The organism is Brachyspira hampsonii, from assembly GCF_002214805.1.
In the GTDB taxonomy this organism is placed as follows: Bacteria; Spirochaetota; Brachyspiria; order Brachyspirales; family Brachyspiraceae; genus Brachyspira; species Brachyspira hampsonii.
The window spans coordinates 377,532-401,194 of the sequence record NZ_CP019914.1 but is presented as its reverse complement, the minus strand read 5'-3'; the positions used below and the strand labels follow the sequence as shown (position 1 = coordinate 401,194).

Annotated in this window: 20 protein-coding genes, 1 pseudogene and 1 riboswitch; of the genes and pseudogenes, 12 read left to right on the top strand and 9 right to left on the bottom strand. The window is 27.8% G+C overall.

Annotation, left to right across the window (positions count from 1 at the left end):
• The first annotated feature begins 10 nt into the window (after positions 1-10).
• From rnhA to BHAMNSH16_RS01510, 5 genes are all read left to right on the top strand, one after another.
• Complete coding sequence (rnhA, locus tag BHAMNSH16_RS01530; protein WP_008732824.1) at positions 11-502, top strand: ribonuclease HI; 492 nt, start codon at positions 11-13, stop codon at positions 500-502.
• Between the two features lie 6 nt (positions 503-508).
• On the top strand, positions 509-1,846 hold the full coding sequence (locus BHAMNSH16_RS01525) for a cyclic nucleotide-binding domain-containing protein (RefSeq protein ID WP_338075852.1): 1,338 nt from the start codon (positions 509-511) through the stop codon (positions 1,844-1,846).
• A 110-nt stretch (positions 1,847-1,956) separates the two neighbouring features.
• A complete protein-coding gene (locus BHAMNSH16_RS01520) occupies positions 1,957-2,997 on the top strand; it encodes an ABC transporter permease (protein ID WP_008730613.1) in 1,041 nt (346 codons plus the stop codon).
• Positions 2,997-4,400, top strand: coding sequence for an ABC transporter permease (locus tag BHAMNSH16_RS01515; protein WP_008730615.1), 1,404 nt, complete (start codon positions 2,997-2,999; stop codon positions 4,398-4,400). The genes BHAMNSH16_RS01520 and BHAMNSH16_RS01515 overlap by 1 nt, the downstream gene beginning before the upstream one ends.
• A 64-nt stretch (positions 4,401-4,464) precedes the next feature.
• Positions 4,465-4,923: a hypothetical protein gene (locus BHAMNSH16_RS01510; protein WP_008730616.1), complete on the top strand. Its 459-nt coding sequence runs from the start codon at positions 4,465-4,467 to the stop codon at positions 4,921-4,923.
• On the opposite strand, the gene BHAMNSH16_RS01505 is transcribed toward BHAMNSH16_RS01510, so the two are convergent.
• Together BHAMNSH16_RS01505 and BHAMNSH16_RS01500 are read right to left on the bottom strand one after the other, a co-directional pair.
• Positions 4,915-5,580 carry a hypothetical protein gene (locus tag BHAMNSH16_RS01505; RefSeq protein ID WP_241033636.1) on the bottom strand — a complete coding sequence of 222 codons (666 nt, stop codon included), beginning with the start codon at positions 5,578-5,580 and terminating at the stop codon, positions 4,915-4,917. The genes BHAMNSH16_RS01510 and BHAMNSH16_RS01505 overlap by 9 nt on opposite strands.
• 47 nt (positions 5,581-5,627) lie before the next feature.
• The gene (locus tag BHAMNSH16_RS01500; protein WP_039953786.1) at positions 5,628-7,445 is read right to left on the bottom strand and encodes a glycoside hydrolase family 10-like protein; all 1,818 of its coding nucleotides are present in this window, start codon (positions 7,443-7,445) and stop codon (positions 5,628-5,630) included.
• A gap of 147 nt (positions 7,446-7,592) precedes the next feature.
• On the opposite strand from BHAMNSH16_RS01500, the gene BHAMNSH16_RS01495 reads away from it, so the two are divergent.
• From BHAMNSH16_RS01495 to thiM, 5 genes are all read left to right on the top strand, one after another.
• On the top strand, positions 7,593-8,303 hold the full coding sequence (locus BHAMNSH16_RS01495) for a type II restriction endonuclease (RefSeq protein WP_069732142.1): 711 nt from the start codon (positions 7,593-7,595) through the stop codon (positions 8,301-8,303).
• A gap of 18 nt (positions 8,304-8,321) precedes the next feature.
• Positions 8,322-9,545, top strand: a complete 1,224-nt coding sequence (locus BHAMNSH16_RS01490) for an HsdM family class I SAM-dependent methyltransferase (protein WP_069732143.1) — start codon at positions 8,322-8,324, stop codon at positions 9,543-9,545.
• Between the two features lie 4 nt (positions 9,546-9,549).
• Complete coding sequence (locus tag BHAMNSH16_RS01485) at positions 9,550-10,005, top strand: DUF285 domain-containing protein (protein WP_241033635.1); 456 nt, start codon at positions 9,550-9,552, stop codon at positions 10,003-10,005.
• Positions 10,006-10,254: 249 nt separating this feature from the next.
• A riboswitch (TPP riboswitch) is annotated at positions 10,255-10,370 on the top strand.
• Positions 10,371-10,461: 91 nt separating this feature from the next.
• Positions 10,462-11,811 (top strand): YjiH family protein, encoded by a 1,350-nt coding sequence (locus BHAMNSH16_RS01480; RefSeq protein WP_008727766.1) that lies wholly within the window; start codon positions 10,462-10,464, stop codon positions 11,809-11,811.
• Positions 11,812-11,933: 122 nt separating this feature from the next.
• Positions 11,934-12,728 (top strand): hydroxyethylthiazole kinase, encoded by a 795-nt coding sequence (thiM, locus tag BHAMNSH16_RS01475; RefSeq protein WP_008727767.1) that lies wholly within the window; start codon positions 11,934-11,936, stop codon positions 12,726-12,728.
• A gap of 140 nt (positions 12,729-12,868) precedes the next feature.
• Here thiM and BHAMNSH16_RS01470 read toward each other — a convergent pair whose 3' ends face one another.
• The 4 genes from BHAMNSH16_RS01470 to ilvD all read right to left on the bottom strand — a co-directional run bounded on the left by BHAMNSH16_RS01470 (position 12,869) and on the right by ilvD (position 17,852).
• Complete coding sequence (locus BHAMNSH16_RS01470) at positions 12,869-13,807, bottom strand: bile acid:sodium symporter family protein (RefSeq protein WP_008727768.1); 939 nt, start codon at positions 13,805-13,807, stop codon at positions 12,869-12,871.
• Positions 13,808-13,828: 21 nt separating this feature from the next.
• The gene (locus BHAMNSH16_RS01465; RefSeq protein ID WP_008727770.1) at positions 13,829-14,899 is read right to left on the bottom strand and encodes an iron-containing alcohol dehydrogenase family protein; all 1,071 of its coding nucleotides are present in this window, start codon (positions 14,897-14,899) and stop codon (positions 13,829-13,831) included.
• 45 nt (positions 14,900-14,944) lie between these two features.
• Positions 14,945-15,883: a bile acid:sodium symporter family protein gene (locus tag BHAMNSH16_RS01460; RefSeq protein WP_008727771.1), complete on the bottom strand. Its 939-nt coding sequence runs from the start codon at positions 15,881-15,883 to the stop codon at positions 14,945-14,947.
• A 286-nt stretch (positions 15,884-16,169) separates the two neighbouring features.
• Entirely contained in the window at positions 16,170-17,852 is a 1,683-nt protein-coding gene (ilvD, locus tag BHAMNSH16_RS01455; RefSeq protein ID WP_008727772.1) for a dihydroxy-acid dehydratase, read from the bottom strand.
• Between the two features lie 284 nt (positions 17,853-18,136).
• On the opposite strand from ilvD, the pseudogene BHAMNSH16_RS01450 reads away from it, so the two are divergent.
• Together BHAMNSH16_RS01450 and BHAMNSH16_RS01445 are read left to right on the top strand one after the other, a co-directional pair.
• Positions 18,137-20,073: pseudogene (locus BHAMNSH16_RS01450) on the top strand (methyl-accepting chemotaxis protein).
• Between the two features lie 219 nt (positions 20,074-20,292).
• Positions 20,293-20,808 carry a ferritin gene (locus BHAMNSH16_RS01445; protein ID WP_069732144.1) on the top strand — a complete coding sequence of 172 codons (516 nt, stop codon included), beginning with the start codon at positions 20,293-20,295 and terminating at the stop codon, positions 20,806-20,808.
• Between the two features lie 105 nt (positions 20,809-20,913).
• Here BHAMNSH16_RS01445 and BHAMNSH16_RS01440 read toward each other — a convergent pair whose 3' ends face one another.
• From BHAMNSH16_RS01440 to thpR, 3 genes are all read right to left on the bottom strand, one after another.
• Entirely contained in the window at positions 20,914-21,471 is a 558-nt protein-coding gene (locus tag BHAMNSH16_RS01440) for a carboxymuconolactone decarboxylase family protein (RefSeq protein WP_008727775.1), read from the bottom strand.
• Positions 21,472-21,533: 62 nt separating this feature from the next.
• Positions 21,534-22,991 (bottom strand): B12-binding domain-containing radical SAM protein, encoded by a 1,458-nt coding sequence (locus BHAMNSH16_RS01435; RefSeq protein ID WP_008727776.1) that lies wholly within the window; start codon positions 22,989-22,991, stop codon positions 21,534-21,536.
• Positions 22,992-23,108: 117 nt separating this feature from the next.
• On the bottom strand, positions 23,109-23,639 hold the full coding sequence (gene thpR / locus BHAMNSH16_RS01430) for an RNA 2',3'-cyclic phosphodiesterase (protein WP_069732145.1): 531 nt from the start codon (positions 23,637-23,639) through the stop codon (positions 23,109-23,111).
• Positions 23,640-23,663 lie beyond the last annotated feature (24 nt).

The window sequence follows — 23,663 nt, the reverse complement described above, 5'->3', positions numbered from 1 at the left end:
GAAAAAATTCATGACAAAAGATGATATTATTATATACACAGACGGCGGATGCAGAGGAAATCCCGGACTTGGTGCTTGGGCTGCGATACTTATAAGTGAAAAGCATAATCTTCGCCTTGAGATTGGTGAAAGCGAGGATAATACTACAAATAATAGAATGGAGATGAAAGCGGCTATTAAGGCACTTGAAAGGCTTAAGCATTCTCATAACATTAAACTTCATAGCGACAGTGCATATTTGGTTAATGGTATGACCAAATGGATATATTCTTGGCAGAAAAATAATTGGATAAAAAGCGATAAGAAGCCTGTTGAGAATAAAGAGTATTGGCTTAAATTGATTGAATTGTCAAGTAAACATAATATAGAGTTTATAAAAGTAAAAGGTCATTCAAATAATAAAGAAAATAATCGTGCAGATGAAATAGTTAATATTCTTATGGACGAGCATATTGAAAGCGGTAAAATAGCTTCATTTAATGAAAAAACAGAGTATTGTTAATTTCTTATTGACATAATTAAAATAAAATATATAATCTGTTATAATTATATTATTATCATTTTTAGCTATGGACACAAGACACAAGACACAAGACACAAGACACAAGACACAAGACACAAGACACAAGACACAAGACACAAGACACAAGACACAAGACACAAGACACAAGACACAAGACACAAGACACAAGACACAAGACACAAGACAATAAAATATCCTAAATCATCTATAATATTCAAAAATAATAAAAAACCAGAAAACTATTTTTATATAATCATAAGAGGTAAAACAATATCTTATAATAATTTTATAAAAGACTCTAATTTTTTTAGTAAAAATGGCGATATTATAGGTTTAATATCATCTATAACAAATGAACCTTATTTTTCTTCAATAGAAGCGATAGAAGACTGTGAACTATTAGAGATAAAAATAGAAAATATAAAGAATATTAATAATAAAAATATTATTAAAAGAATATCCAATTATTTATTGTTTACTATTGAAGTATGGCTTAGTAAATATTATAGTATTTTAATCAATAAAAAAATAGATTTGTATAATAAAGAAGATACATTACTAATGGCTGAAATATATAAAAATAATGGCTTTGAAGATGCCTGCTATAAACTTTGCATTTCTCATATAAATATATTTAAACATTGTGAAAATTGTGATGATGTAATAGAGTTCTTAAAAAAATTAAAACCGGCTGATGAACCTATAAAAGTTGATAAAAATATATATAAATTTTCAAAAGGCTATTGTTTGTACACTGAACTTGATATTATTAATAATATTTACTTTATAAAATCCGGAAAAATTGGAATATATAATATAATTAATTCAAAGCAGACAGCAGGAGTTATATATAAAAGCAATCATATTTTAAACTTTGTAAATCCTAAATTGGAATATAAACCATTATTTATAACTGCAATAGTGCTTGAAGAGTCAGTAATAGAAATATTAACATATAATGATTTTATAAAAAAATTATATACTAATATTGATTTAAGATTAGATTATATAAAAATGAATTCTATAAAAATTATAACTGCAATATTAAAAATAAAAGCATTAAATAAAAAAAATATAAAAGAAAAAATTATTGTTTTGATTTATTCTATATTAAAAATAGAAACCTTATTTAATGATGATATAAAAATAAAATTATTATATTCTCTGGAAGACATAAAAAATATGCTGAATTTACAAATATCTAATGATGAAATATATTCACTTCTTAAAGATATAAATTATATTGAAATTAATTTATTTAATAATATCGTAATTACAAATGCCAAAAGTTATTTTGATGAATATAAGGATTATACAATATAAATATTATATCATTATTTAACTATTTTTCTAAAAATTAACATAATTAAATTAACATAATAATCTTTACAATTTTTATTATTTTTAGTATAATGCTTTGAAAGGATTATATTATGTTTACTTATTTTGTTATTAAAAGAATTTTAAAAGGCATAATCATGTTTATAATACTTATGTTTATGTCTTCTGCTATATTTAATACTGTAAGCGAGAAAACTCTCAAGGCACAGATTGAAGAAAATATAAATGCTGAAGTGCGTGGACTTAGCAATATGCGTACGGAAGATGTTGAAAATTTTATCAAAGAGAGAAGGGCATATTATTATGATATATATTGGCTTAATAGAAGTATAGGCGAGAGAATATTTATAAGAGGTATTAATACAATAACTTTTCAATTTGGTAAATCTTCTATTATGATGGATTCAAACGGAAACAGAGATGTTATAAAAATAATAGGAGAAGCACTTCCGCGTTCTATAATACTTTTTACAACAGCATCAGTTATACAGATGATAATAGGACTTATAATAGGGCTTGTAAAGGCAAGAAAAGCAGGCGGAGTATTTGACAGAACTACTAGTATTATTACTATGATAGTTTACGGCATGCCCACTTGGTGGCTTTCTATGATACTTATAATGGTATTTGTATATAAGTTTAATTTATTTCCTTCGGGAGGAGTACATTCAATACCTGTACCTACTGGTATAATGTATTATTTGGATATGTTATGGCATATGTCTTTGCCTTTGATTACATTAACATTAATAGGTTTTTGGGGACTTTCATTTGTTGTAAGAAACATAGTATTATCTACTTTGCAGGAAGATTATATAATGGCAGCAAGGGCGAGAGGAATATCTGAAAAGTCAGTTTTACTCGGACATACATTAAGGAGTTCTGCTCCTCCTATAGTTACTATAACATTATTAGGTCTTCTTGGTTCTATTGCAGGGTCTATTATATTTGAAGGTATATTTTCTTGGCCGGGTCTTGGTAATCTTTATTGGATATCAGTTCAGCAAAATGATATACCTGTATTAATGGGGAATTTAGCTATAACTACAGCACTTTATCAATTCGGACTTGTGGTTCTTGATATATCTTACGGATTTTTAGATCCTAGAATAAAAGTAGGAGGCAGGCTATAATGAAAAATAGTATAAGTAAAAAACTTGCTCCATTAATAGAATTTTTTGAAGAGTTCAAAAAAGATAAGACAGGAGTTGTGGGGTTATGCATACTTGTTTTGGCTATTATGGTGTCATTGATTGAGCCTTTGCTTTTAACCTATAAAGAAGCTCCTAAACGATGGAGAGATATCACATATTGGCAGGACAATCCGGCTTCAGCAGCTCCAGAGTGGCTTAATTTTTTTCAAAGAGAAAAGTCGGCTATTACAACTGATATAAAGCCTATAAGTGTTGAAACTAATTATATAGACGGAGAATTAAATTATAAAGCAGTATTTGAATACGATTATAAATTTGATAAATCTCCTGTTGATTTAATTTTTCATGCCAATGTCAATGGTTCTACAGGATTAATTTGGAATGTTACAAGACCGGATGGGGCAGTGATTACATTATCAGATAGTTTACATAATATAAGCGGCGATTTAAGAATATCATCATTCAATGATTCAAAAAATAGAATATTCAGGTTTTACAGAGATTCTGTACCTAGAATACTTGCAAGACAGATTGACACCATAACAACTAATCCTATGAAAATACTTTTTAATACTAAAAAAGATGATATGGCAAAGAATTTTCAGGCATTGAAAGGCATTTACAAATTTGAAGTGAGCGGTAAATTTGCAGGAGATAATTCTAGTTTTGAAGATCCTTACATTGTATTGGTAGGTTCTATGTCTGGTATAATGGGTACGGATAATATGAAAAGAGATATATTTTCCGGTTTAGTATCCGGACTTAAATGGGCATTATTTATAGGAATAGCTACAAGTTTTATATCGGTTATAATTGGTGTAATGTATGGAATAATATCGGCATATTTCGGAGGATTTGTTGATAATGCTATGCAGTTTATTTATCAGATATTTATAGGAATACCTGTTCTTCCTGTGATGATAGTTATAAGTGCAATATTCAAGCCTAGTATATGGACTATGATAACGATGATGATATTTTTTTCTTGGACGGGTTCAGTTATGACGGTTCGTTCTATGGCTATGCAGTTAAAAGAAGAAACCTATATTGAGGCGGCACGAACTATTGGAGCAGGACATTTTAGAATAATATTCAATCATTTAGCTCCATTACTTTTGCCTTTTTCATTTGCTTCTATGGCTTTGGCTGTACCTTCTGCTATAGTGTATGAATCTTCTTTATCATTGCTTGGACTTGGTGATGCTTCAATAGTTACTTGGGGACAGATTTTACATGATGCTATGAAAGGTTCTGCTGTGCTTTCTGGTCTTTGGTGGTGGATAATACCTCCGGGAATATTAATTGCTATTTTGGGTATGTCATTTGCATTTTTGGGATTTGCTCTTGATAAAATACTTCACCCTAAACTTAGAAGCAGATAATTGATTTTTTATTGAATATGATTTAATCTTTATTGTATTATTAATTTTTGATATAAGGATAATTATGTATATTATAAAGTATTCATTTTTAATTTTATTTATTACAATGTTGTTTATATCATGCTCTGATAATAAAAAGTATGATATTGTACCTGTAGACTCTACAAAATCTTTTTCTGTGCTAGGTTACTGTGTTCCTGCTCCTGAACATGCTATGAATGTTAAATATGCTATTGTTAATAAAACTATAGCTGAGTCTAATTTTGACTATAAAAATATAAACTATTATTACAGAGCTTCAAAACAATTAAATGATTTACTTTCATTTTTTAACAATCTTAAAGAAGAAAGAAAAAATATTGATGAAGAAACAAATATAGAAATAATAATACAAACAAATGATAAAAAAGAGTATATAGCATATTGGAATGTTGATGGAATATATTACTCTTTGTATAGTGAGGAAGAAAGCGGTATTGATGATTTAGCTTTAATATTAATGAAAAATAAGGCTTTAAATTAATTTATAATTTATATTAAATTTTTTACCGTTAGACAGATCTTCTGCTATTATGGTGTTATTATCAAAATATGCTTTATAAGTGAAGTATAATTCATAATTGTATAAATCTAGTATTGTTTTTCTTATATCTATGAAGTTAACATAATTTTGACTGTTTTGTATGCCATTAGAAAAGTCATATAATAAATAATTGAATACTCTTTTAAATGCTCCGTTTTCTGCTTTTGATAAATAAAATATATAAAAAAGAATTTTATTATTATGATACTGGGCATCCATAAAAACAATAATGCCGTTTTTGCTTATTGATTTATTATAATAAAAATTAAATTCTTTATTAGTTTTACTTAAATCTATTATCGAAAAACCTGATAAATCTCTATTAAAAACAAAATATTCATGATTATTATGATTAATTATTTTAAACATTCTAGCATCATCGCTTCTGTAATTATAAATAAGTTTATTATTATGATTATAGTATATGCTTCTTTCATATCCTATAATATCTTTTTGATAAATGTATCCTGAATATTTTTTATGTATAATATAATACTTATCATTTAGTATAGTTTTATTTTCATTTTCAAAATATTTGTCTGAGAATAAAATTCCGTATTTACTCCAATGATTTTTATAATAATCAGTATAGTACAAATTTTCCAACATCATATTATATAAGTATATTTATTGTATAACATTTGTCAATCATTTATTATAGTAAGGTATTCGCTTTCATTATGTATTCTATCCAAAGCTGTAACATAATATATATAAGTCTGCTTTGAATTTACTGTTTTATCTTTGTATGTTACTTTTGAGTTTGCATTAAAATCAGTTCTTCTTATTTTGTCTATCAATTCTATTCCGATTTCTCCTATAGTTTCTCTGTATACTGCATAGTATGAAGAATATGAAGGGAGAAGATGTCCGTATTTATCCAGCTTATATTCATTAGGATCTGTGAATGTTATTTCGATTCCTCCGAAAACTTTTTTAATGCTTGGGTTTTCTAATTTCAAAGGAGGTTTATTCATATCTTTCATTGTGTTCATTGTAGGTACTATTGCTTTAAATATATAATTATTTTCTTTTATATATTTAACAGCATCATTTCCAAAATTTCCTGTATCTCTGTCTTTTCTATACATGTTATGCATTGTAAAAAATGAAGAGCCTTTAATATATCCTTTTCCTACATTTCTTATATAATTTATTTGTTTTGACATTAAATCAATATCCTGCCAAGGCTCTATATTAGTAGCACTTCCCATTCTGTATAAAGCATGTCCTATATATATGTCGGCAAGTTTTTCATTATTTGATTTTTTTGCTTCATTAACCCACCATTTTGCTATTGTATCAAAAGGTGCTGTTTTATGCTGTGAACTCCAATATACTTGAGGTATTATGGCGTCAATATACATTCTGTTTAATCCGTCTTTTCTTGAAGCATTATTCAAACTAGAAGTTTTTTCTCCGTTAAGCATCCATAAAAGAACATCAGCATGCAAAGCATCAAAGTTAGGATTATATGATTTTGTATCGCTTCCGTATCTGCTTCCCGCATATTCGGCTAATTTTTCTTTATTTCTCCACACTCCTGCAGGTGAAATAGTCCATTTTACATAAGGCTTTCTTGATTTTATTTCTTTATATAAATCGCTTACAAGTCTGTTGATATTATCTCTTCTCCAAGCATAAAGTCCATTTACACCATAATCATCATAGGATTTATTTGTAATATCGTATCCTCTTTTAGCACCATATTTTTCAGCACTTGCTTTATCAGGCCAATCTTTATAAGTTTTTCCTCTTGCAGCATTCTGATAAAAATAATCATCGAAATGTATACCGTCTACATCATAATTTTCAACTACTTCTATAACTGAATCTGTAATATACTTTGCACTTATAGGTTCACCGGGATCTAAATAAAGTCTGTTGTCATACCAATAAATCGGCTCTAAATTATTGGAAACATAAGTATGAATAAAATTCTTTTTGGAGAATTGTTCTTTATAGCTTTTAGTTTTATCATAAGTTAAAGATATTCTGTATGGATTAAACCAAGCATGAACTTCTAAATTTCTTTTATGGGCTTCTTCAATTATAAATTCTAGCATATCTGTTTTAAATGGGTAATCATCTCTTTCATCGCTTGATTTTGAGCCGAAAAAATATCTTGTAGTAGGATTTATTTCTGATTTAAATATTACCCCAGCATCTGGTTTTACCTGTATGAATAAAGCATTAAAATTATTTTCGTATAATGTATCTAAATGTTTTACAATAAGTTTTTTCTGTTCAGATTCGCTTGCTCCTTTCAAAGGCCAGTCAATATTAGCTACAGATGATATCCAAGCTGCTCTGAACTCTCTGTAAATAGGATTTATGCTTCTATCTTCATCAATATTTTTAGCAAGCATTTTTCTTACATCATTTGGTATGACAATATTCAAAGTCTGACATGATGTTACTAATAGTATGGTTAAAGATATTACTGCAATGATTTTATTCATAATTTTAATTTTTATTATTGATAGATATTGAAGAGATTATATATTTAATGATGATAACAGTCAATATGTTAAAAATATGTAAATAATTGTTTGATAAAATGTTTTATCTAGCTTGACAATAAATAGCTTTTTGTATATATTGTCAAAATGCTTAGTGATATTTTTATTGATATACAAAAAAATAAAAAAGAATGGCTTAAAAGTAAAGAGGGTGATGAATTTGAGGACAGATTTGAATCATCTTTAAAACGGCATGGATTTAATAGGAGAGTTTCTTCTGATAAAGATATAAAAAATATCCTTTCATCTATAAAAAATGATATTTTGGATAAAAGCTCTGATAAAGTGATTGATAATGTTTATGCTTTAGAAGATAAGAGTATGGAGAATTGCTTTATATGTCAGCCTTACGGCAGTCAGAATTTTCCAGACTTCCTAATTTTTACAGCCAAAAAAATTATAGCTATAGAAATAAAGTACAGCAGCGGTAAATCTTCTAGCCCTATGTGGAATAGTAATTTACCTAAATCAAACGCTATTTATATATTCGGTTCTTACGGAAGAGGCGATGTTACTTTCTTTATAGGAGATGATGTTCTTCCTATGAATGAGAGAAATGAGTTAATAAAATTTTTTGAAGAGATAAAGAAACTTGAAGATAATTTTAAAAATAAAATGAAAAAAGAAAGTAAAAATAATTTGTTTGCATATAAATTTGACAGAGGTTTTAATGTGTATGTTAGACGAGCTTATGAACAGAACAAAACTATAAATGATAATGCCAAAATAGATTATTTTCTTCATGAAGATAGAATAAAATGCGAAAATAATGTAATAGAGTTTTGTAATAGTTTATAATTTTGTAAGAGAGAAATAATGCAGGAAGAGTATACTAAAGAAAGTTTTGATTATCTTAAAAATACTGATATAGAAAAAAGAAAAAGACTAGGGCAGTACTTTACACCCAAAAGTATAAGAGATTTACTTTTAAAAAGATTGGTATCTATTTCAGAAAAAAAAGATAATGTAAAAATATTAGATCCTGCATGCGGAAGCGGGGAGTTTCTTTTATCATGCAAAGAATATTTTAATGATGCTAATCTTTATGGTTTTGAGATTGATGAAAGTTTAGTTTCTATTTCAAAAAAATTAATAAATAATGCTGATATAAAATGCATAGATACTTTAAAATTAGATACAGAAAAATCTGTAAAATATGATTATGTTATAGGTAATCCTCCTTACTTTGAGTTTAAGCCTGAAAAAGAAACAAATAAAAAATATTCTGATATAATAAGCGGAAGAGTTAATATATTTTCTATATTTATAAAATTAGGTTTAGAGCTTTTAGAAGACGGAGGATATTTAGCTTATGTTGTGCCTCCTTCTATGAATAACGGGGCTTTTTTCAGCAAGTTAAGAGAATATATCATGAAGATAAGTAGTGTTGAGTATTTGCATATTGTAGAGGGTTCTGATAATTTTTATATGGCAAATCAAAAGGTTATGCTTTTAATACTTAAAAAAACTAAAAGTCATAAAAATAAAAAATATATATTCTCAAAAAATGGTATTACAATATTTACAGAGGATAAAGTATTTTTAAATAAATCATATAAAGATACTATAAGTTTAAAAGAAATAGGTTATGAGGTGAAAACAGGAAGTATTGCTTGGAATAAATATAAAGAAAATCTAACAGAAGATAAAAATAATGCCATACCTTTAATATATTCATCAAATATAGTTAATGGAAAAATAGTGATACCAAATAAGAGAAAACTTCAGTATATAAAAAATATTTCAAAAGATTTGATAATAAAAAATAATGTTATAGCAGTTAATAGAATAACAGGCTCTCATAAAAACATTAATATAAAATCGGCAGTAGTAAAAGAAAAAGAGTTTGTATGTGAAAATCATGTCAATGTTATATATCCTTTGGAAAATTATAATAAAGCCTATACATTGGAGTATATTTATAATGCTTTAAATGATAAAAACAATATAAAAGTATTAAGTCTTATAACAGGAAACACTCAGGTATCAAAAACAGAATTAGAAAGACTTCTTCCTATAAAGATTATTGATAAGGTATAAATTAATGAAATACATACCAAAGTATAAATTTGAATTATTGGATTATGTAAAAGATGAAAATATAAATCTTGTTGATATAGATACTAGCAATATAATTGATATGTCTTATTTATTTGAAGAGAGTAAAAGAAAAAATTTTGGAGGCATAGAAACTTGGAATGTATCTAATACAGCTGATATGAAATGCATGTTTAAAAATGCTGAATATTTCAATGCTGATTTATGTTCTTGGAATGTGTCTAAGGTTATTGATATGACTGAGATGTTTAGTAATACAAAATATTTTAACTGTGATTTAACTTCTTGGAATATTGATAATGTCAAATACTTTGAAGATATTTTTGAAAATGCTGATTCATTCAAACATATAAAAACTATTTTGAAATTTTATAATAAATGTAAAAGCAGAAATTATAAAAAGAAACTTCAGTCAATGTTAGAAACTTTTGATATAAAATAGCTTTATGTAGAATTGAAAAATGATAGAGTTAATTATAATAAAAATAAAGATTTCATAAAAAAGATAGAAAATGTTTATTATGATGATATTAAAGATTTGATTTTATTGTAAGAATATAATAATTATTATATGGTTAATAATAATATTTTTAAAATATTAAGATTCAGTAATTAAAAATAATTTTGTATTATATCACTATAAAAATAATTATATTTCTATTTGAAATAATTATAATTTTATTATATAATATATAAAAATTAGGGGAGCTTTTAAAGGCTGAGAGTAAGTTTTATTTATATCTAATAAACTTAGACCCTTATAACCTGTTGGATAATGCCAGTGTAGGGAAATATTTTTATAAGTTTTCTAAAATTATTTTCATTTTCTAATTTTTATACACTCATTATTTTCATTAAGGTTTCTCTAAATTATTAATTTATAATTAAGGAAATTTTTATGGATAATGTTTCAAATTCTGAAAGTATTTTAAAAGATAATTATTCGGTAATTAAATATAGCAAATCATCTTATTTAAAATTTATTATTCTAAGTGCCGTTGGTGTTTTTATGTTTTTTATAACCATAAATATTAATGGTGTAAAATCAATACCAATAGATCATTTAGTGAGTTTTATAAGAAAGATTCCATTTGTAGAGCCTTATTATGGTATAATTATCACTATGCTAGGTGGAATATATCCTTTTATTAATAAGTCTTGGAATAAGAATAAAACAGAGATAGTATTTTCATTTATAAAACTTTTGGCAATACCATTTGTTATAATGGCATATTTCAAATTAGGACCTGCTGATTTCCATAAACCGAATATGCTTCCTTTTTCTTATAGATTATTAACACAGGTTGCAGTTTTAATTCCTATAGGGGCGGTATGTTTATCATTTCTTATTGATTATGGTCTTATGGCTTTTGTTGGAATATTTATGCGTTATATAATGCGTCCTATTTGGAAAACTCCGGGTATGTCATCAATAGATGCTTTAGCTTCTTTTATAGGCAGTTATTCAGTAGGACTTCTAATCACTAATAAAGTTTATAAAGAGGGATACTATTCTACAAAAGAAGCATGCATAATAGCTACAGGATTTTCTACAGTATCAACTACATTTATGGTTGTTGTTGCTAAAACTCTTGGAGTTATAGATAAATGGAATATATACTTCTGGGGAACTTTGGCTATTACATTTATAGTTACAGCAATTACAGTTAGACTTTATCCTTTGAGAAATAAATCTAATAAAGGTTATTTGAATAGAGATGTAATTGAAGAGCCAAAATTTACAGGAGGCAATATTTTTAAAAAGGCATTAGACGAAGGTGTAAAAGTAGCTGATAAACAAAATAATTTTTTAGACAATATATTAAAGAATCTTAAAGAAGGTTTATTGATATCAATATCCATAATGCCTAATTTTATGGCTATAACTTTTATAGGATTATTGATAGTTAATTATACTCCTTTGTTTGATTTTGTAAGTTATATATTTCTCCCTTTTACTAAACTATTAGGATTAGGAAATGAGGCTTATACTGTTGCAAAAGCATGTTCTATAACAATAGTAGAAATGTTTTCTTCTTCAAGCATTATTATGGATTCAAGTCAATTAGCTAAAAGTGTAATAGCTATAGTATGCGTTTCAGAAATACTTTATTTTGCAGCACCTATTCCTTGTATGCTTGCTACCGACATACCAATAAGAATAAGAGATATAATTATAATATGGATAGAGAGAATAATATTTTCTTTAGTTTTGGCGGTGCCTTTTGCTTATTTATTTTTGGTGTAGAATAGTTTTATTTTGATTGATAATAATAGAGTAAAATATTTGATAAACTTTTATAGCTTAGCTAAAGTTTAAAATAAATTAGTATTAAATTATTTATTTTCTATAATAAAAGGAGTAATAAAATGAGTACATTACAAAATGAAATATCCAAAGCAATTACAGATATGAAAGCTAAAAGCCCATTGGTTCATAACATTACAAATTATGTTGTTATGCAAATTACAGCTAATGCTCTTCTTGCAGTGGGGGCTTCTCCTGTTATGACATTTGAAAAAGAAGAGTTTGAAGATATGCTTTCTATAGCTTCATCACTTGTTATTAACATAGGTACTTTGACAAAAACTTCTATAGAGGCTATGCATAGTGCATGCGAGATAGCAAATAAAAAAAATGTTCCTTTTGTACTTGATCCTGTTGGAGCAGGTGCAACAAAACTTAGAACTCAAACTGCTATAGATATAATCAAAAATTATAATCCCAAAGTAATAAGAGGAAATGCTTCTGAAATAATGGTTCTTGCAGGTGAGAGCATTAAAACTAAAGGAGTAGACAGCACTGCCAATGTTAATATGGCTTTGGAAGCTGGTAAACATTTAGCTAGAGAGTATAATACAGTTGTAAGCATAAGCGGAGAAACTGATATTATAACAGATGGAAATAGAGTTTTGTATGTAAATGGAGGCTCTCCTTTAATGCCTTTAAATACTGGTATGGGCTGTACTTCTACTGCAATTACTGCTGCTATGCTTGCGGTATCAAATCCTTTAATTGCTGCTTCTTCTGCTATGTGTATAATGGCTGAGGCTGGAGAGATGGCTTCAAAAAAGGCAGACGCTCCTGCTAGTTTTGCTGTTTCATTTATTGATGAACTTTATAAACTTAATATAAGTAATGCTTCTAATAGGGTGAGAGAATAATACTTTAATAATATAATTAATAAAGAATAAATATTTCAAAACAATATATGAATTAATTGACTTTTTATTATTGACAGTTGCTAATAAACAATGGGCTTTTTTATATTAAAGTCCATTGTTTAAGCATTTTTTTATTATTACTAATCTTTTATTTTTGAAGCCATTATATTAGCTACTATTGATCCTGATATATTATGCCATACGCTGAATATTGCTCCCGGTACTGTTGCTAATGCCATAGATGCAAAATGTGTTGCCGCCAAAGAAGTTGCAAGTCCTGAGTTCTGCATTCCAACTTCTATTGATACAGCCTTGCATTTGGAATTGCTTAATCTGAATAATTTGCCTAATAAATAACCTAGCAAGTATCCCAAACAATTATGAAGTACAACTACTATTATAACTAAATAACCAACCTGCATTAATCTTTGAGAGTTGGCAGATACTACAGCAGCTACTATTGCTACAATCGCAAGTACTGATATTAATGGAAGTATTTCTTTTATACTGCTTGTAAACTTGTAAAAGAATTTATTTATTAAAAAACCCAAGAATATAGGAAGTATAACAACCTGAACTATTGATATAAACATACTGACAGCATTAACATCTACTTTTTGCCCTGCATATAGAAGTGTAAGAAGAGGGGTAGCGAATGGTGCAAGTATTGTTGATACAGAAGTCATACCCACAGATAATGCAACATCCCCATTTGCTAAATATGTCATAACATTTGAAGAAGTGCCTCCCGGACAAGTTCCTACAAGTATAACTCCTACAGCAAGTTCCGGAGGAAGTTTAAATACAATAGAAAGTAAATATGCAAGTAAAGGCATTATTGTAAACTGAGCTATGGCTCCTATTATAATGTCTTTTGGTCTTGTAAATACTACTTTAAAATCTTCAAGTTTTAATGTAAGCCCCATACCAAACATTACTATCATTAAGAGATAGTTAACATAACTTGTCTTTATGAAACTTACTGTTTTTGGAAAGAATAATGATACAGCAGCTACTATTAATACGATTACAGCCATATACTTCCCAAAGAAGTTGCTTATTTGTTTTAATGTTTTCATTTTTTTATCCTTGTATATTTTTTATTTATTTATGTACTTACTATTATTGAATTCTTCTAAATCAAGAATAGCTTTTAATATCATTTCTTTGTCAACTCCATACGAACTTATATCTTTAGCACCTAATGCCGTATTAATATCTTCATCTTCTAAACTTGATTTATTTATTCCTATATCTTTTAAGCATGTTGGAAGAGACATTGATTTATTAAATTTAAAAATATCCTCTCTTGCCTCATATTGTTTGTCCATAGTAAGAAGAAGTAATATTCCATAAGATACTAATTCTCCATGCAGGAATTTTTCTCCCATTCTTTTTAATTTTGTTAATCCGTTATGCAAATATATATGATAATTATATCCTGCCATTACAGAAGTTAATCCAGCAGTGTATATTATATGAAGTACTACTCTGTTTAGAGCATCTGATGATTTTTTATTTCTAAAATCATTTACTGCTTCTGAATAATATTTTAATATATCATTAGAACAGTTTTTTATGATTTCAATACCTAAGAAATTTCTATAATTTAAATTTTCATTTCTTGTGTAGAATAATGCTTCATACTGTTTAGAAAGTGCATTTCCAATACCAGCTATGAAATAATTTTCCGGAGAGTTTAATATTATATCCGTATTTATAAATGTGTGTAAAGGCGGCCTTTTCAAACTAAACATCTCTCTAAAACTTCCGTCATTATCATAAACAACAGATAAAGAAGTAACAGCAGCAGAGTTGGAAGCTAATGTAGGAAATGTAAATATAGGCTTATTCATCATATCTGCTAAAACTTTTGAGGTATCTAATGATCTTCCTCCTCCTACTGCAAATATCATGTCGGCTTCTATTACAGCTTTTTTATTTTTAAGTAAATCAACATTTTCAAAAGTTGAATTTCCTCCATAATGAAGCATACCTGTTATACTTATGTCTTTTGTATTATTTAATATCAACTCTATTGATGCCTGAATAGATTTTTTACCTGCTATTATTACAGCCTTTTTTCCGTAATTTGAACATATATCGTATATATCTTTATAAGCATCGCTTCCTATACTAAAGTTTGTTAAAAATAAATTTTCTATACTCATTTTGAATCCTTATAATTAATTAAATTTTAAATATATTGTTTTTTATTATTTTTTAGTTCTTGCAGCCATTATATTAGCAACTATAGAACCAGATATGCAATGCCATACACTTCCTATAGCACCCGGTACAGCAGCTAATGCCATATAAGCAAAATGTGTTGAAGCTAATGATGAAGCTAATCCTGCATTTTGCATTCCTACTTCTATTGATATAGTTTTGCATTTAGCATCATTAAATTGACATACTCTTCCTAATAAATATCCAAGCATATATCCCAAAGTATTATGTATTATTATAACTATTACTACTAAATGTCCAACCTGCATAAGTCTTTTTGAGTTGCCAGACACTACAGCAGCTACTATTGCAACAACAGCTATAACTGATATTAAAGGGAGCACATCTTTAAAATGCTCAACAAATTTATGAAAAAATTTATTTATAACAAATCCTAATATTATAGGTGCTATAACAACCTGAAGTATTGATATAAACATACTCATAGCATTAACATCTATTTTTTCACCAGCATACAGCAATGTAAGAAGAGGGGTGGCAAGAGGAGCAAGTATTGTAGATACAGAAGTCATACCCACCGATAAAGGTACATCTCCCTTAGCTAAATATGTTATTACATTTGATGATATTCCTCCTGGACAGGTACCTACAAGTATTACTCCTATAGCAAGCTCAGGGGGAAGTCTGAATGCCAAAGACAGTAAGAATGAAAGTAAAGGCATTATTGTAAATTGTGCTATTGCTCCTATAGCTATGTCTCTAGGTCTTGTAAATAGTATTTTGAAATCTTCTACTTTTAATGTTATGCCCATACAGAACATTGCAGTCATAAGAAGATAGTTAACATAAGTTGTTTTTATAAAGCTTACAGATTTTGGAAAAAATAAAGCTAATGCTGCTACAACCAATACTATAACTGACATGTATTTACCAAAGAAATTACTTATTTGTTTTAATGTTTTCATTTTTATTATCCTTTTTATTATTTATTTTTATTTTGTTGTTTTTATTTTTAATATTGTTTAATTAAATTAATTTTTGATAATCATGTTTTTCTCCTTATAAAAAATTTTTATTTAAAATAAATTTAGTCTATGCTTATATCAGCTATAAACTAAACAATTTTTATCCTGGCTTAAAAGATAGGAACCAAGCAGTCTGTAATATTAATTTTTTGTTATGACTTTTAGATTATTAGTGCTTTTATTTGGTGCTATAAGTTATACAGCACCAATTATTTTCATTAAAAAATTATTTTAATATAGCACCTGTATTAGCAGACTGAACAAGTTTTCTATATCTTCCAAGCCAGCCTCTAATTTCTTCTAAAGGTTTAATAGAAGTCTCTTTTCTTCTTTTTTCCATTTCTTCATCAGAGATTTCTAAATTGATTTTATGATTAGGAATATCTATACTAATGATGTCATTTTCTTTTATAAAAGCTATTTCTCCGCCGCTTGCAGCCTCTGGAGAAACATGCCCTATAGAAGCACCTCTTGAAGCTCCGGAGAATCTTCCGTCAGTTATTAATGCAACATCTTTATCTAATTTCATACCAGCAAGAGCAGAAGTAGGGTTAAGCATTTCACGCATACCAGGTCCGCCTTTAGGTCCTTCATATCTTATAACTACAACATCGCCTTTATTTATTTTGCCTGCATATATAGCAGCTATTGAAGATTCTTCAGAGTCAAATACTCTTGCAGGTCCTTTATGTACAAGCATTTCATCAGCAACGGCAGAACGTTTAACAACACATCCGTCTTTAGCTATATTTCCCCAAAGTATAGCAATTCCTCCTGTTTTACTGTAAGGATTTTCTATATTTCTTAAAACATTATTATTTTTATTAACAGCATCTTTTATATTTTCAGCTATTGTTTTACCTGTAGCAGTGAGAAGAGAAGTATTTATAAATCCGCCTTTGTCAAGTTCTTTCATAACAGCAGGTATTCCGCCGGCTTTGTATAAATCTTCTATATAGTTATGACCTGCAGGTGCTAAATGACATAAATTAGGAGTGCGGTCGCTTACTTCATTTATAGTTTTTAAATCTATTGGGATTCCTGCTTCATTAGCTATTGCAAGCAAGTGAAGAACACTGTTTGTAGAGCAACCCAATGCCATATCAACAGCAAGAGCGTTTTTGAATGATTCTGGAGTTATTATATCTAATGGTTTTATATTGTTTTTTAATAATTCCATAACCTGTATGCCTGCTTTTTTAGCAAGTAAAGTTCTGGCAGAATATACTGCAGGTATTGTTCCGTTTCCGGGAAGTGCTATACCTAATGCTTCAGAAAGACAGTTCATACTATTTGCAGTGTACATACCAGCACAAGAACCGCAGCTTGGACAAGTATTTTGTGCATATTCTTCTAATTCGGCATCGTTTATAAGATTAGCCTTTTTTGCTCCTACTGCCTCAAATATATTTGATAAACTTATTTTTTCATCGCCATGATCACCAGGAAGCATAGCACCTCCGCTTATCACTATTCCAGGTATATTCATTCTTAAAAGTCCCATTATCATTCCGGGTACTATTTTATCGCAGTTAGGTACTAAAACAACTCCGTCTAAACCGTGAGCTATAACCATACTTTCAACAGAATCAGCTATTAACTCTCTTGAAGGAAGTGAATATTTCATTCCTAAATGTCCCATAGCTATTCCGTCGCATACCCCTATAGAAGGTATAAGTATAGGAGTGCCTCCTCCTATTAAAACTCCTGCTTTAACAGCCTGAGATAGTTTATCAAGATGTATATGTCCGGGTACAATTTCACTATATGCAGAAATAATTCCAATCAGAGGTCTTTTTAATTCTTCATCTGTATACCCCATAGAGTAGAATAATGATCTGTTAGGTGCTCTTTCATCACCTTTTAATACTCTGTCGCTTCTTAAAGAACTATTTTCTCTGAAACTCATAATTATTTCTCCGCTTAATAAAATTATTATTTTTTGTAAAATTGTAATGCATATATTTTATTAGCAGAATGATAAAAAATCAAGAGTTTTTTTGTATTTTTTTGTTGTAAAATAAATATGATTTTTTTCTTAAATAAATTTGATTTTATTCTAAATTTATATTGACTTTTTTATTGCTAGATGATAGCATTTTTTATACTAATTTACCTTGTTTATAAGGTTATTATTGTAGTGAAATTCTTTTTTAAATTAAATTTGTAATTAAGCGTAGAGGCAGGATAATCATGTTTAAAAAAGTTGGCTTACAATTTCAAATTACTATTTCAATATTAATTCCAATTATATTAATCACAATTCTAGCAAACGGATTTATAACAATATACAGTGGAGATATAAGTAAAAGGCTATCGTATAAAGTATTAGAAGAGACTTCTTTAAAAGAGGCGAATGTTATAAAAGATACCATCAATAATCATTTATATAATGTAATGGGGCTTAAAGTTAATATAGAAAATATATACAATAGAGGAATAAGAGACAGAGAAAACTATAAACAATTAACTTCTGTATTTTTTAATAGCCTTCCTGATGATATAAATGGTCTTTCAATAGCTTTTGAACCTAATGTACTTGATAATGATGCAGATTATACAAACTCCGAATATCGAACTTCTAACGGCAGATTTAATTATTACATATCAAGAAATGGAGAAGCATATTTATCAATAGATACTTTTAATGTGGATTATTACACAGAACCTAAAAGAACTGGAGATATATATGTATCTGGAGTTTATAATTCTACAGTTAATGTTGGAACAGTACTTTTTACATTATGTATACCTATAAAACCAAATAATAAATTTATAGGTGTTATTTATGTTGATATATTTGTGGATTCTGTTACTTCTTTGCTTAAAGATATTGCTCCTTTTGAAGGTACTTTATAATGCTTTATGACCAGAACGGGGCTGTAGTATATGATACGCTTAGTCAAAATGATATTTCAAAAAACATTTATGAAGTGTACCCTCATTACAAACAATATAATATATTTGAAAATATACAGTCTGGAAAGTTCTCCATAATAGAAGCATATGGTGAAAGTGCTAAAAAACATTTTACTTATGCTTTTACTCCTATAGAAATATCCAAAGGGGTATATTGGGGATTAGAATTAGCTGCTCCTAGAGACATAATATTGAAAGACAGCATCATTATGAGAAATTCTCTTATTGTTATATTAGCAGTAGTTATTATTATATTTGCTGTACTTATACCATTTATTATAAAGAAAAAAGTATCTGATATTATTAATTCTTTTGCTAGAAATATTTTAGATATGGCCAATGGTGATTTAACTGCGTCTATGCCTAAAGATTTTGATAAAAGAAAAGATGAATGGGGAGATATTGCAAGAGGCTGGGATAAAGCTATTAATAATTTTAACAAAGTTATCAATACTGTAAAAAACTCAGCTGAACAAGTATCTACTGCTGCTAATGAAGTTTTAGCAGGAAATAATGATTTATCAGAAAGAACAGAATCTCAGGCTTCAAGTTTGGAAGAGACTGCAGCATCAATGAATCAAATGGCTAGTGCTATTAAAGAGTCTGCAGAAAATGTTGCAACTAGTACTTCTATGGTATCAGAAGCTAAGGAGCATTTAAATAAAGCAGGTGAAATAGTAGAAGAAAGTGTTAGTAAAATGGATGATGTTTATGAGGCAAGCAATAAGATTATGGATATTACCAAACTTATAGAAGGTATAGCCTTTCAAACTAATATATTAGCTTTAAATGCTTCGGTTGAGGCAGCACGAGCAGGAGATCAAGGAAGAGGTTTTGCTGTAGTAGCAAGCGAGGTAAGAAATCTAGCACAAAATACTCAGGAATCAGTAAAAAATATTACTTCTCTAATAACAGACAGTAATGAAAAAATTCATTTGGCAGCAGAGAGTGTTAAAGAATCTAAAGATATATTTATGGAAATATCTGAAAAAATGGATAATGCCTCTTCTTTAATGGACAGAATAAATACAGCAGCTCAGGAACAAGAAAAAGGTATAGAACAAATAAATATAGCTATTAATAATATGGATGCAGCCTTACAGAAAAATGCTTCTTTGGTTACTGAAGCTACTTCCGCATCTGAGTCATTACTTAATGAAGCTAATGAACTTATTAAATCAATAGAATATTTTAGATTAAAAAATAATTAAGAAATATTAATAACATAAAATAAAAAAATGGAAAATTATTTGTCAAGTCTTTTTAAATAAGTCTACTAATTTAAATATTAATGTTATATATGTTTTATAATACATAAATATTGCATTAAAAAATATGATATTAGTATGTTATTATAGTGTATAATATATTGTTAAAAATGTTAGAGTATTATAAAATAATGTTAGTCAAATCTAAAAAAGGAGTTTATTATGTCTATAATAAAAGAAGAAACAGTAAAATTATTAAATGAGCATTTAAATTTAGAGCATTATTCAGCTAATTTATATTTTAATATGGCTGGCTGGTGCGAAAAACAGGGACTTAAAGGATGCAGTAAATTCTTATATAATCATTCAGCAGAAGAGCATACACATTTGGAAAAATTCAGAGAATATATTAATAAAGCAGGCGGACAAGCTATAATGGGAGAGATGAAAGCTCCTGAATGTAATTTTAATTCTGCTGCAGAGTTATTTGAAAAAGTAATTAAACATGAAGAGTATATCACTTCCTGCATTAATAAATTAGTAGGTATAGCAATGGATAGTAAAGATTATGTTACTTTAAAGTTTTTGGAATGGTTTGTTGAAGAGCAGCTTGAAGAAGAAGAATTATTTAATGATATTATTAAAAAAATTAAAATTTTAGGTGATTTGGAAGGAAGAAATCTTTATACTTTTGATAAGTTCGTAGGCAATTTAGATGCAGAAGAACATAACTCATAAGCTATAATGTCCGTACCCATTTAATTAGTATTATTATTAATTATAAAGTTGACAAAAAACAAGGAGAATTATTCCCCTTGTTTTTATTTTATAAATAATTAAATATTAATTATTTTTTGCTCTCCAAGTTTCTTTTTCAAACTCGCCTTGTATAGGTATCAAAGATTCATCTAAATCTATTTTTAATACAGCATTAAAATTGTTAGTAGCCATCATCTGAGCAGCAAAACCAACTATAGTAACTATTTCAGAATCATTGAAATGTTTTTTAAGATTATTCATAAGTTCATCAGTTACACCATTAGGATCTTTTACCATCTGCATACCTAATTGTGATAATAATTGTTCTTTTTCATCAAGTTTAAGATTTTTAGGATCATCTCCTATAGCTTTTAAATCTCTGATAAAGAATAAAGAACAAAGCATACATCCGTTAGTAGTAGAAACAGAATGTGCCAATATCATAGCTGCTCTTTTTCCAACTACCTCTACTAATCTGTCGAATGAAACATACCAACCCATAAATGCTTCATAAGTAGCGTAGTCATTTAATAATGCTTTTTTCATATTTGTAACATTGCCGCTTTTTTTTAATTGATAATCGAAAGCTTCTTTTACTTTACCTGTAGCTTCTTCATATTCCATGAATTTCACTCTAGCCATAAATAACTCCTTAATTTAAATTTATGATTAATAATTCTATATATTTTATAATAAAAATGAAATTATTCAAAGTCTTTTAAATGCCCTTTTGAAACTTTTTTAAATGCCCTCAAATAATATTTTATATCATCTAAATCCCTAATTGATAATACTTTATGCATTAAAAATTGAGGAGTAAAGCTAAGATTATAAAGTTTTTGTACCCATTCTTTTATTTTTTCTTCACCAACATCTGTCTTCATTATAGCTTTACGCATATCATAATCTTCCCAATTTTCTGTAGTAAGCCAATTTTCTTTTTTGCATTGATTAAATAATTCAGTACCCGGATACGGAATTATTATCGTAGCCTGCATAGTTTTAGCATAACCTTTAAGAAGAAGTTTTTTAGTAAGTTCATAAGTTTTTTCAATATCCTCTTCAGTTTCCCAAGGATAACCTAGCATTACTGTAATATGAGGAGAAAGCCCTGCATCTGATGCTGCTTTACAAGACGGAAGTATCTCTTCAACCTTATTTCCTTTTTTTAGCTTATCTAATGTGGTTTGACTTGCAGATTCTAGTCCGAACAAAAGAAATCTAAATCCAGCTTTTTTCATAAGTCTGTATTCATCTTCATTGCATGCCCCAAAACGCATATTGCAGTCTATATTAACTTTTTTATTTAGTTTTTTGTCTATCATAAAATTACAAAAATCATTAAGCCATTTTTTTACAGGAAAACATCCTGTATCGTCCATTATCTCTCTTATATTGTATTTATTGTAAAGAAACTCCACCTCATCAGCAACATTTTCAGCAGTTCTGGCACGGAAATTTGTATATATTCCAGTCCAAGAACAGAAAGTACATCTATGATGCCAGCAGTCTCTTCCAGCCATTATATAAGTTCCGGGTATTCTTTTGAAATTGCCGTTATCATAAGCGTATCTTTTCCACTGAGTTAAATCTCTGTCTATAAACGGAAGGCTTTTTAAATCATGTCTTAATTCAAAAAATCCTGTATTTTTTATGTTATTATTTTCTCTGTAGTATATGCCTTTTTCTAATTGTGCTTTTCCATTAAGATATTCTATTAAGTTTAAAAGAAGAAAATCATAATCTCCCCCCATTAATAAATAATCTACCTTACAGTTATTCATAGTCTCTTCCGGCATCGCAGTAACATGATCTCCTGCAATAACAACTATCATATTTGGGTATTTAGCTTTTAAATCATCAGCTATTTTCCATGCCTTGTATATAACAGGAGTTTTTACCTCAAAGAATAATAAATCTGGTGTCTTTTCATCTAAATATTTATACCATTGTTCTGTTGTCATATTTCTAGCAATAGCATCAACAAAGTCAACTTCATATCCGGAATTTTTTATCATAGTTGCTGCAGTTGCAGGCACTACCGGATAAATATATGTTGGGCTTTTGAACCATTGAAATTGTCTGTTCTGTGATAATAATGCTACTCCTCTGTCGCTTTCAAATGGAGGATAGCCTATATATATTTTATTTATTTTATTCATAAATTAATTTACCTTTCTAATCTAATTTTATATCTTATTAAAAAATTATTTATTATGTTTATTTATTAGATTATACTTTAATTAATAAAAATGTAAATGATTGATTGAATGATATAATTAAAAATTGATAGTGAAAATTTCTGTATAATTATAAAAGTCGCTTGAATATAAAGTAATTGAATTAGATAAAAAAGATAATGGAGTAAATTCTATTTCTTCAATATTTTCTTTTAGTTTTTTATTATCATAAATTCTTTTAACTCTAGCTAAAGTGAGATGAGATTTAAAATCTTTTTTATCGTATTTAAGATTTTTGATATTATCTAAATTGCCTCTTAAAGTTTTTACATAGTTTTCTAATTCTTTGCTTACAGCTTTTACAAATATGACATTAATATCTTTGAATTTATTTGTGAAGTATGAAATATTTTCAAAGTTTATATTAAATGGTTCAGGAGAGGAGTTTATTACTTCTTTTTTTATTAATTCTATTTGTTCTTCTTTTATATTATCAAAGAATGCTAATGTTATATGCATTTTATCTTTTGACACTTTTTTTAATTCTGCTATTTTTTCATCTATTTTTAAAATGCTGTAATATTGATTTTTAATTTCTTCATTTAAGTTTAATGCTAAAAATGCTCTCATATTATTACAGCTCTATGTTTAATT